Annotated in this window: 10 protein-coding genes; all 10 read left to right on the top strand. The window is 63.1% G+C overall.

Annotated elements, in window-relative coordinates; genetic code table 11:
- Positions 1 to 123 precede the first annotated feature (123 nt).
- The gene (gene yfmF / locus ACYQ0Z_RS08285; protein WP_459866607.1) at positions 124 to 1,419 is read left to right on the top strand and encodes an EF-P 5-aminopentanol modification-associated protein YfmF; all 1,296 of its coding nucleotides are present in this window, start codon (positions 124 to 126) and stop codon (positions 1,417 to 1,419) included.
- Positions 1,416 to 2,732: an EF-P 5-aminopentanol modification-associated protein YfmH gene (gene yfmH / locus ACYQ0Z_RS08280; protein ID WP_459866604.1), complete on the top strand. Its 1,317-nt coding sequence runs from the start codon at positions 1,416 to 1,418 to the stop codon at positions 2,730 to 2,732. The genes yfmF and yfmH overlap by 4 nt, the downstream gene beginning before the upstream one ends.
- Complete coding sequence (gene ymfI / locus ACYQ0Z_RS08275) at positions 2,729 to 3,481, top strand: elongation factor P 5-aminopentanone reductase (protein ID WP_459866601.1); 753 nt, start codon at positions 2,729 to 2,731, stop codon at positions 3,479 to 3,481. Before yfmH ends, ymfI begins: the two co-directional genes overlap by 4 nt.
- A gap of 76 nt (positions 3,482 to 3,557) precedes the next feature.
- A complete protein-coding gene (locus ACYQ0Z_RS08270) occupies positions 3,558 to 3,806 on the top strand; it encodes a DUF3243 domain-containing protein (protein WP_459866598.1) in 249 nt (82 codons plus the stop codon).
- Between the two features lie 144 nt (positions 3,807 to 3,950).
- Complete coding sequence (locus ACYQ0Z_RS08265; RefSeq protein WP_459866595.1) at positions 3,951 to 4,715, top strand: YmfK family protein; 765 nt, start codon at positions 3,951 to 3,953, stop codon at positions 4,713 to 4,715.
- 17 nt (positions 4,716 to 4,732) lie between these two features.
- On the top strand, positions 4,733 to 5,650 hold the full coding sequence (locus tag ACYQ0Z_RS08260) for a helix-turn-helix domain-containing protein (protein ID WP_459866592.1): 918 nt from the start codon (positions 4,733 to 4,735) through the stop codon (positions 5,648 to 5,650).
- Between the two features lie 117 nt (positions 5,651 to 5,767).
- Positions 5,768 to 7,096, top strand: coding sequence for a 30S ribosomal protein S12 methylthiotransferase RimO (rimO, locus tag ACYQ0Z_RS08255; RefSeq protein WP_459866589.1), 1,329 nt, complete (start codon positions 5,768 to 5,770; stop codon positions 7,094 to 7,096).
- Complete coding sequence (pgsA, locus tag ACYQ0Z_RS08250) at positions 7,093 to 7,671, top strand: CDP-diacylglycerol--glycerol-3-phosphate 3-phosphatidyltransferase (RefSeq protein WP_459866586.1); 579 nt, start codon at positions 7,093 to 7,095, stop codon at positions 7,669 to 7,671. Before rimO ends, pgsA begins: the two co-directional genes overlap by 4 nt.
- 62 nt (positions 7,672 to 7,733) lie before the next feature.
- Entirely contained in the window at positions 7,734 to 9,005 is a 1,272-nt protein-coding gene (locus tag ACYQ0Z_RS08245) for a competence/damage-inducible protein A (RefSeq protein ID WP_459866583.1), read from the top strand.
- Positions 9,006 to 9,045: 40 nt separating this feature from the next.
- Positions 9,046 to 10,677 (top strand): DEAD/DEAH box helicase, encoded by a 1,632-nt coding sequence (locus ACYQ0Z_RS08240; protein WP_459866579.1) that lies wholly within the window; start codon positions 9,046 to 9,048, stop codon positions 10,675 to 10,677.
- The last annotated feature ends 26 nt before the right edge of the window (positions 10,678 to 10,703 follow it).

Raw genomic sequence — 10,703 nt, 5'->3', positions numbered from 1 at the left:
AGCTCCCGCCCTTCTGATGACGGCGAGCGGAAATCCCGCTCGCCTTTTCGTTTCCTTGGTTGGTGTAAGGCTGGTCGTTCGGGTACAATACGGATAATGAGCACAACACGCGAAAAAGGAGCGATGGGCGTGAACGGTCCGGCTTTTGTGCAAGATGCCGAACAAGGCGTGCGCTATCACGTCCTGTCGACGGAAAAATTCAAGACCAACACCGTGGTGGTCAACGTGCAGCTGCCGCTGGCGGAGGAGACGGTTACCCCGGCCGCCCTCCTGCCCTTTGTCCTCAAGCGCGGCAGCCGGTCGTACCCCACGACGCAAGCGCTGCAGCGCCGCCTGGACGAGCTGTACGGCGCGTCGCTGGAGGTTGATGTGGCCAAACGCGGCGAGCGACAAATCCTGCAGTTCCGCCTGGAAGTGCCGAACGAAGCCTACCTGAACGCGGCCACCCCGCTCCTCACCGAGGCGTTGGCCGTGCTGGGCGAGGTGCTTACGCGCCCGGTGGTGGAAAACGGTGCCCTGGCCGCTTCGTTTGTGGCATCAGAAAAAGAAACCTTGCGCAAAAGACTGGAAAGCCTCCTCGACGACAAGATCCGCTACGCCAGCCAGCGCTGTACGGAGGAGATGTGCCGCGGTGAACCGTACCGCCTCTTTGTGTACGGCCGCAAGGAAGACCTCGCCGCCATTACACCGCAGACCCTCCACAGCCTGTACCAGGACCTGTTCGCCCACTATCCCATCGACGTGTTCCTCGTTGGCGACGTTGACCCCGACCGGGCACGGCAGGCGTTGGGGAAACTGTTTGACGGCCTGTCGCGCCAGCCGAAGGCCGCGCTGCCCCCGACGGTGGTCAAGACGGAGGTGGCTGAGCGGCGCACCGTTGTGGAACGGCTCGACGTGACGCAGGGGAAACTGAACATCGGCTGCCGCACGCCGGTGACGATCGCCGACGCCGACGCGTATCCGGCCCTGCTGGTCTACAACGGCGTGCTGGGCGGTTTTCCCCACTCCAAGTTGTTCGTCAACGTGCGGGAGAAGGCCAGTCTCGCGTATTATGCCGCCTCGCGCCTGGAGTCCCACAAGGGCATTCTGATGATCTTCTCCGGCATCGCCGTAGAGAACTTTGAAAAGGCCTTGGCCATCATCGAGGAACAGCTGGCCATGCTGCGGCGTGGGGAGATCACCGAAGACGAGCTCCAGCGGACGAAGGTTTCCCTGGCCAATCAGTACCGCGAGCTCCTGGATAATCCTCGCCAGCTCATCGATTTCGCCTACCACAGTGTGCTGGCCGAGCGGTCGATCACCGTGGACGGACTCATCGAGGGCATCATGGGCGTCACGCGGGACGACGTGGTGCGCATCGCCGAGGGCGTCGCCGTGGACACCGTATACTTCCTGCGCGACAGGGGGGACGAGCGTTGAAGACGATTGTGTACGACCGCCTGAAAGAGACCCTCCACCATGACCGGCTGCCAAACGGGCTCGACGTGTACGTGCTGCCCAAGCCGGGCTTCCACAAGACCTACGCCACCTTCGCCACGCGCTACGGTTCCGTTGACAACCACTTCGCCCCGCCGGGCAAGGAGCCGATCCAGGTGCCGGACGGCATCGCCCACTTCCTCGAACATAAAATGTTTGAAGAAGAAGACGGCGACATCTTCCTGCGTTTTTCGTCCCTTGGCGCCTCGGCCAACGCCTACACCACCTTCGAGCGCACCACCTACCTCTTTTCCTGCACCGGAAATGTTGAAGAGAATTTGACGACGCTCCTCGATTTCGTTCAGCGCCCCTACTTTACCGACCAGAACGTGGAGAAGGAGAAGGGGATTATCGCCCAGGAGATTCGCATGTATGACGACAACCCCGAGTGGCGGGCCTACTTCGGCCTGCTCCAGGGGCTCTACCACCGCCACCCCGTGCGGACGGAGATTGCCGGCACGGTGGAGTCGATCATGACGATCACCAAGGAGCTTCTCTACCTGTGTTACGAGACCTTCTACCATCCGTCCAACATGGCCCTGTTCGTCGTGGGCCCGGTTGACCCCGCGCGCATCCTGTCCCTTGTCGCCGAAAACCAGGCCGGGAAAACCTTTGCCCCGCCCGGCGCCATCCGCCGCTTCTATCCCGAGGAGCCGGCCAACGCGTGCCAAGCGCGCGTCGAAATCGCCTTGCCGGTGGGCGTGCCGAAGTGCTTGTTTGGCTTTAAGGACCCGGCCGGTGGTGTGTCGGGTGATGCGTTGCTGAAACGAGAGCTGGCTACGCAGCTCCTGTACGACATCGTCTTGGGGCCGGGGTCCGACCTGTACCAGAAGCTGTACGACGAGGGCCTGATCGACGACACCTTTGGGGTGGAGGTGTCGGTGGAGACGACGTACAGCTTCTCCTTGGCCGGCGGGGACACCCCCGATCCCGACCGGCTGCTCGACGAGGTGCGGAAGGGGCTGGAGGCGGTCGTGCGAAGCGGCATCTCCGTCACCGATTTCGAGCGGGCCCGGCGCAAGCGGCTGGGAGAGTTCCTGGCCCATCTCAACGCGCCCGAATTCATCGCCAACCAGTTCACCAAATACCGCTTCCAGGAAACCGATCTGTTCCGGACGGTGGCCCTCCTCGAGTCCCTGACCGCCGACGATGTCAACGCGCGCATGGCCGAGCATTGGGATTTTGCCCGCTTTTCCGCCTGCATCGTTCGCTCCCCGCAGGGGAAGGAGGCGACCGCGAAGGAGGGAGGGGCGTGACGGCAGACCGTCCCCTTTCCGGGCGGTGGGCCCTCGTGACCGGTGCGTCGGGCGGCATTGGCCAGGCCATCGTTCGCGCCCTCGTCGCCCAGGGAGCCAATGTGCACATCCATTACCACCGCCGCGAGCAGGAGGCGCTGGCCCTTGCGGAGTGGTGCCGCGCCCAGGGCGCGATGGCCTTTTGCCATCGCGCCGATTTGCGTGTGGGGGCGGAGCGCGAGGCCCTCTTCGACCGCGTGGCCGTGCTTGGCCGGCCGCTGATCCTGGTGAACAACGCCGGAACCTCCCATTACGGTCTTGCCGTGGACACGACAGAAGCGGTGTGGGATGCCCTCTGCGACCTGCACCTCAAGGCGGCCTTTTTCGCCTGCCAGCGGGTCATTCCGTGGATGGTGGCGGCGCGGTTCGGGCGCATCATCAACATCTCGTCGGTGTGGGGCCTGGCCGGAGCGGCGTGCGAAGTGGCCTATTCGGCGGTCAAAGGGGGGCTCAACGCCATGACGAAAGCCCTGGCCAAGGAGCTCGCCTCCAGCGGCATCACGGTGAACGCCGTGGCGCCAGGGGCCATCGATACGCCCCTCGACGCCTTCCTGTCCCCCGAAGACCGGCAGGCCCTCGCCGAGGACATCCCGGCCGGACGGCTGGGGCTGCCGGAGGATGTGGCGGCGTTGGTCGCTTTTTTGGCTACGCCGGCAGCCGGGTACATCACCGGCCAGGTGATCGCCGTCAGCGGCGGATGGGTTTGCTAGGCGGTGCATAATTTTGTCCCTCCGTGATCACCCTAAACGTGAACCCAAACCCACCGCGACCAGGAGGGACGCAACGATGTCGGTGCTCGACTCCTTCGAGCAGTGGAAACAATTCCTGGCCCAGCGCGTCGAACAGGCGCAGAAGATGGGCATGTCGTCGGATACCATTGCCAACGTGGCGTATTACATCGGGGATTACCTCGCCCAAGAAGTGGACCCCAAAAACCATGAGGAACGCCTCCTAAAGGAATTGTGGGAGGCGGGAACGGAAGAGGAACAGAAGACGCTGGCCAACCTGATGGTGAAGATGGTCAGCAAACAGTAAACCCATGGCAAAACCCTTCTTGCTCGTCAAGAAGGGTTTTCCTTATGTTCAAGAATTTGTTGTCCATGCAAATTCTTTTGCAGGTCGGTGGGGATCCGTGTAGAATGAGGAGGGGAGAGGCGAGAAGCGGAAGGGAGTGGCGCGATGAACGAGTGGTATTTGGAGTATGAGATCACGAAAAACCGCCCGGGATTGTTGGGCGACGTGGCGTCGCTTCTCGGGATGCTCGGGGTGAGCATCGTCACGATCAACGGGGTCGAAAACCGGCGGCGGGGCATGCTCCTCGTCACCGATGACAACCATAAAATTCAGGTCCTGGGTGGCCTTCTTCGCAACATCGAGAATATTCGCGTGACCCGCCTGCGCCCGCCGACGCTCCTGGATCGGTTGGCCGTGCGCCACGGGCGGTACATCGAGCGCGATTCCGACAACAAGAAGACCTTCCGCTTTGTGCGCGACGAGATTGGGCTGTTGGTCGATTTTCTGGCGGAGATATTTAAAAAGGAAGGCCACCAAATGATCGGCATTCGCGGCATGCCGCGTGTCGGCAAGACGGAGTCGCTGGTTGCGGCCAGCGTGTGCGCGAACAAGCGGTGGACCTTCATCTCGTCCACGTTGTTGCGGCAGACGGCCCGCACGCAGCTGGCCGATGATGAGATTTCCCCGGACCATGTTTACTTGATTGACGGCATTGTCTCCACATTGCGATCCAATGAGCGGCATCACATGCTGGTGCGCGACATCATCCGCCTGCCGGCCACCAAGTGTGTCGAACACCCCGACATCTTTGTGCGGGAGACCGAGTTCGAGTGGGACGACTTTGATTACATCATCGAACTGCGCAACCATCCCGACGAGGAGATTACGTACGAAGGCGTCGAAGGCGGGTTTTCCGCCTTTGATTTCTGACGGAGCGAGGTGATCGTATGTCGACCGAACTAGGGGACGTGTTGCGGCGCGCGCGGGAAGCGAAGGGACTCACCCTGGAGGATTTGCAGGAGCGGACGAAAATCCAGCGGCACTACCTCGAGGCGATTGAGCGCGGCGACTTGCACGTGTTGCCGGGCCATTTCTACACGCGCGCATTTGTTCGCCGGTACGCGGAGGTGGTCGGGCTGGATCCCGACGAGATCGTTCGGCAGTACGAGGCGATCTTGCCGAAAACGGAGGAATCCACTCAGATTCCCACAATTACCCAGACGCGTGCCAGCCGGCGCCGGGCGGTGTCGGCGGGCGGATGGACGGCGCGCGTCCTGCTGTATGTGTTTGTGGCCTTAATTGTTACGGTGCTGGTGTTTGCCTTGCGGGAAGGAACAAGCCCGGGGCCGGACGGGCAAGACCCCTTCCACGACGGCATGGTGCAGATTGAATCGCCTCCCGCCGCCGATACGGGAACGGTGAAAACCGTGCCCGAACCGCCCACAGCGCCGGGCACGCCGACGGATCAGGCCGGCGAACCCGCTCAGCCGAGCGAACCGGTCACCCAGCCCCAGCTGCAGCCGGTCAAGACCGACGGACCGACATGGGTATACGTCGTCAAGGGAGTGGACCGGCTCACGATCGCCGTCACGGCGTCCCGCGAGCGGTGCTGGCTGCAGGTGCGCAAGGCCGAGGAGGCGGGCGGGAAGTTTCGAAATGGCGCGGTGATTGAAGAGGTGTCGCTGGCGCGCGGGCAAAGCAAGACGTGGGAGGTGACCGATGCCGCTGCGGTCCGGTTGCGCCTCGGGAATGCCCCCGGCGTTGACGTGACGATCAACGGCGTGTCGCTCCCCACGGCGGACATGCCGCAACCCGTTTCCGTTTACGTCAAGCGCGAAGCGTCGCCGACTCCTTCCGGCACCTGATGTCTTGGCCTGCATCCCGATCGCCCGTGCGGGATGCAGGTTTTTGTTTTTGACACCGTTCATCCGGTTGCAGTATACTTGGGGGAGGAAACTGGAAACGCGTTGGAGGAACCATGCATGGCAGAAAAAGTGGCGATTGTGACCCTTGGCTGTGAAAAGAACCTCGTAGACTCCGACATCATGTCGCAACTGATTGAGGAAAAAGGCTACCAACGCGTCGCGTCGCCGGAAGAGGCGACGGTGTGCATCGTCAACACCTGTGGGTTCATCGACGCCGCGAAGGAAGAGTCGATCCAGGCCATTCTCGACATTGCCGACTACAAGGAAACCGGACAGCTCAAGGCGCTGATCGTCGCCGGCTGTTTGACCCAGCGATATAAGGAAATGCTGATACAGGAGATGCCGGAAATCGACGGCATCGTCGGAACGGGTGATTTTGATAAGATCGCGGACATCATCGAGCAGGCGCTGGCGGGGCACAAACCGGTGTCGGTCGGGAATCCCGTCTTTTCTTATGAACGCGTCTGGCGCCGCAAAGTGCCCGAAGGAACGGCCACGGCCTACCTGAAAATCGCCGAAGGGTGCGACAACCGCTGTACCTTCTGCGTCATTCCCCAGCTGCGCGGGAAGTTCCGCAGCCGATCCTTCGAGTCGATTGTGGAAGAGGCGCGCATGCTGGCCGAGCAGGGCGTCAAGGAGCTGTGTCTGATTGCCCAGGACCTGACCAACTACGGGGTGGACCTCTACGGGCGCCATGCGCTTCCGGAACTCTTAAACCGCATCGCCGAGGTGGACGGCATCGAGTGGATCCGCCTTCACTACATGTATCCGGGGGCGTTCACCGACGAGCTGCTCGAGGTAATCGCCACCAACCCGAAGGTGTGCAAGTACATCGACATGCCGTTGCAACACAGCGAGGACCGGATCCTGAAGCGAATGCTCCGTCCCGGACGGCAGCGCGACATCCGGGCGCTGATTGCCAAAATCCGCGACCGCATTCCCGACGTGGCCCTGCGCACCTCGATCATCGTCGGGTTTCCGGGCGAGACGGAGGAGGAATTTGAACGCCTGTGCGATTTCGTGCGGGAGATCCAGTTTGACCGCCTCGGCGTGTTCACCTACTCGCAGGAAGAGGGGACGCCTGCGGCACGCCTGCCGGACCAGATCGACGAGGAGACGAAGGAACGCCGCGCCAACACGCTCATGGAGATCCAGCGCGAGGTGGCGGCCCAGCGCTCCCAGCGTTTCATCGGGAAGGAGCTGCCCGTCCTCATCGAACGTTACGACGGCCAAAATGACGTCTTCATCGGCCGTACGCCCTACGATGCCCCGGAGATCGACGGCGAGGTGTTCGTCAGCGGATACCGTGGCAAACAAGGGCGGATCGTCAACGTCCGCATCACCCATGCTCATGACTACGACCTGACAGGAGTGGCGTGCGAGTGAACTTGCCGAACGCAATCACGCTGGCGCGCATCATTCTCGTGCCGGTCGTCATGCTGTTCATCCTCGTGCGCTTTGACTTCGGCTCGGTGACCATCGGCGGCATGAGCACGTCGGTCAGCGAGCTGATCGCGGCCGGCGTGTTCATCGTTGCCGCAATTACCGACGGGCTCGACGGGTACATTGCGCGGAAGCGGAAGTTGGTCACCAACCTGGGGAAGTTTCTCGACCCCTTGGCCGACAAGCTGCTCGTCTCCGCCGCGCTGATCTCCCTCGTCGAATTGCAGCGCCTTGACGCATGGGTGGCGGTGGTGATCATCAGCCGGGAGTTCGCCGTCACGGGGTTGCGCCTTGTGGCGGCGGCGGAAGGGCGTGTGATCGCCGCCAGTTCCCTCGGCAAGGCCAAGACGTGGACGCAGATTGTGGCCATCGTCGCTCTCATCATCAACAACTTCCCCTTCCGCTCCATCGGCTTTCCCTTTGACACGGTAGCCATCTGGGTTGCCATGGCGATGACCATCCTTTCGGGGGTCGACTATTTTGTGAAAAACAAACATGTCATCCAGTTGAGCCGGTAGCGGTAGGTTGCGCCTGCGCGGTGGGTGAAGGCGGCCTACGCTTTCATTTTTGGAGGCGAACGATGAACGCGGAGATTGTCGCTGTGGGTACCGAACTGCTGTTGGGGCAAATTTGCAACACGAATGCCCAGTTCCTGTCACGCAAGCTGGCCGAGTGGGGAGTTGACGTGTACGTTCACACGGCCGTCGGGGACAACGCTGCGCGACTGCGCGCCTGTCTGGAGATCGCCAGCCGCCGTGCCGACATCGTCATCCTCACCGGCGGGCTGGGCCCGACGCCGGATGACCTGACCAAGGAAACGGTGGCTGCATTCCTCGGGTTGCCCCTCGAGGTGCACGGGCCGTCGCTGGCGCGGATCGAGGCCTTTTTCCGGCAGCGGGGCCTATTGATGACGGAGAACAACCGCAAACAGGCGCTGGTGTTGAAGGGAGCCACCGTGCTGCCCAATGAGACCGGGCTGGCCCCGGGGATGGCGGTCCAAGCCGAGGGCAAGCTGTACGTCCTGCTGCCGGGACCTCCGCGCGAGCTGGTGCCGATGGTGGAACGCCACCTACGCCCGGTGCTGGAGGCGTTTGCCCCCATGGGCGCTGTTGTGCACTCGGAAGTGCTGCGCTTTTTCGGCATCGGCGAGGCGGCCCTGGCTGAGCAGATCGCCGACCTGCTGGACGCGCAGACGAATCCCACGGTGGCCCCCCTCGTGGAGGACGGCGAGGTGACGCTGCGGCTGACGGCAAAGGCGCCGTCTCGCGAGGAGGCCCGCGCCCTCATCGGCCCCGTGAAAGCGGCCATCCTCGCCCGCATTGGGCGTTACTACTACGGTTCGGACGACGATCGCCTGCCCGTCGTCGTTGTACGCCGGCTCGCCGATCGCGGCCTGCGCTTGGCCGTTGCCGAAAGCTGCACCGGGGGCCGGATTGCCGAGCTCATCACGGGCGTTCCGGGCGCTTCCCGGGTGTTTGCCGGCGGCATTGTGGCCTATACGCTAGAGGCCAAGCGGAACCTCGTGGGGGTGTCGGGCGAAACCCTTGCCGCATACGGGACGATCAGCCCTGCCTGCGCGCGGGAGATGGCCGCGGGCGTTCGTCGCGCCCTGCAGGCTGACGTGGGGCTGGCCGTGACCGGCGTGGCCGGTCCCGACCCGGCCGAAGGCAAGCCCGTAGGCGAGGTGCACCTGGGATTGGCCCTCCCGGACGGGACGGTGCAGACGGAGCGCCTCCAGCTGGCCGGCGATCGTGAGGCAATCCGCTTGCGGGCGGCGAAACATGCCCTGTTCTGGTTGTGGCGGGTGCTGGGCGATCTTTGTCCCCCTCACGCCAAGCAAGACTGCGAGTGAGACCTTGAGAGGTTATGATAACGAAAGGTGAGCGAGACGAATGGCTGACTTTGCGCAATTCGGCATTTCCAAAGCGATCCTCGACGCCCTTGCCGACATGGGCTTCGAAGAACCGTCGCCGATTCAGGCAGCATGCATTCCCCTGGTGCTGGACGGCCGCGACGTGATCGGCCAGGCCCAGACCGGAACAGGAAAAACGGCGGCGTTCGGCATTCCCATTGTCGAACGGGTTACCCCCGTGCCACGCGTTCAGGCCATTGTGCTGGCGCCGACGCGGGAACTGGCCATCCAGGTAGCCGAGGAGATCGGCAAGATTGCCAAATACAAGCGGGGCGTGCGTGCCCTGCCCATCTACGGCGGACAGTCGATTGAGCACCAGATCCGGGCGATGCGAAAAGGGGTGCAGATCGTCATCGGCACGCCGGGGCGCGTGCTCGACCATTTGCGCCGCAGGACACTGCGCCTGGATGACGTGCGCTTTTTCGTGCTCGATGAGGCCGACGAGATGCTCGACATGGGCTTCATCGACGACATCGAGGCTATTCTTCGCCTGGTGCCGAAGGACCGCCAGACGCTGCTCTTCTCGGCGACGATGCCGCCGGAGATCCGCCGTCTGGCCTTTCAGTACATGAACCGCCCGGAGGTGGTCGCCATCTCCCGCGGTTCGGTGGCGGCGCCGACGGTGACGCAGGTGTACTACCGCGCCCTGGAGAGCCAAAAGCTCGACGTGCTCTGCCGTATCCTAGACGCCGAGGATGTCGAGCGCGGCATCTTGTTCTGCCGCACGAAGAAGGGTGCCGCCGAGCTGGCCCAGGCCCTACAGGCGCGCGGCTACAGTGCCGACGCGTTGCACGGTGACCTGAACCAGTCGCAACGCAACAAGGTGATGGACGCGTTCCGCAGCGGGGAACTGGAGCTGTTGGTGGCCACCGACGTTGCCGCCCGTGGCATCGACGTGGAGAACGTCACCCATGTCATCAACTACGATATCCCGCAAGACCCGGAAAGCTACGTGCACCGCATCGGGCGCACCGGGCGGGCCGGCAAGACGGGGATGGCCATTACGCTGGTGACGCCCCGGGAGATGAAACAGCTGCAGCACATCGAGCGCACGGTGAAGGTGTCCATTGAGCCGCGCGACGTGCCGACGGTCAGCGAGCTGGGCGACCGACAAATCCAATACTGGACAGCACAATTGACGGCCCAGCTGGACAAGAAGGACCTGGATCTCTATCGCGCCTTCGTGCAGCAGTGGGCCGATGATGGCGGCGACGTGGTCGACCTGGCCGCCGCCGCGTTGAAGCTGGCCTTTGGGCCGGGCGACGCGGAGGGCGAGGAGTACAACTTCGGGGATACCGGCGCGCGCGACGGCATGGTGCGCTTCTTCCTCAACGTGGGCCGCAGCGCTGGGCTTGGCCCCCGTGAGGTTGCCGAGGTGATCGCCGAACAGGCCGGGATCCCGGCGCGGACCATTGGGCGGATCGACCTCTTTGACTCCTTCGCCTTTGTGGAAGTGCCCACCGAGGTGGCTCCCTTTGTGTACGAGGCGCTGCGCAACGCGCGCATCAACGGGCGGCGGGTGAACGTGGAGCCGGCTAAGCCGCGTGCCGCGCGCGAAAATGGAAACAAGGCGGCGAAGAAGGGGAAGCGCAACCAGACGCCGGTCAGCTAAGGCGAACATTTTTTCGCCTTTCCTCT

The organism is Calditerricola yamamurae (assembly GCF_054654135.1).
This window is presented reverse-complemented; position numbering and strand designations above follow the sequence as displayed.

What these genes read in the sequence shown, in the direction of transcription:
- rimO (WP_459866589.1), top strand. Translation starts at nt 5,768, where the DNA reads ATGGCAGAAAAAGTGGCGATTGTGACCCTTGGCTGTGAAAAGAACCTC.
- ACYQ0Z_RS08240 (WP_459866579.1), top strand. Translation starts at nt 9,046, where the DNA reads ATGGCTGACTTTGCGCAATTCGGCATTTCCAAAGCGATCCTCGACGCC.
- ACYQ0Z_RS08265 (WP_459866595.1), top strand. Translation starts at nt 3,951, where the DNA reads ATGAACGAGTGGTATTTGGAGTATGAGATCACGAAAAACCGCCCGGGA.
- yfmF (WP_459866607.1), top strand. Translation starts at nt 124, where the DNA reads ATGGGCGTGAACGGTCCGGCTTTTGTGCAAGATGCCGAACAAGGCGTG.
- ACYQ0Z_RS08260 (WP_459866592.1), top strand. Translation starts at nt 4,733, where the DNA reads ATGTCGACCGAACTAGGGGACGTGTTGCGGCGCGCGCGGGAAGCGAAG.
- ACYQ0Z_RS08270 (WP_459866598.1), top strand. Translation starts at nt 3,558, where the DNA reads ATGTCGGTGCTCGACTCCTTCGAGCAGTGGAAACAATTCCTGGCCCAG.
- ACYQ0Z_RS08245 (WP_459866583.1), top strand. Translation starts at nt 7,734, where the DNA reads ATGAACGCGGAGATTGTCGCTGTGGGTACCGAACTGCTGTTGGGGCAA.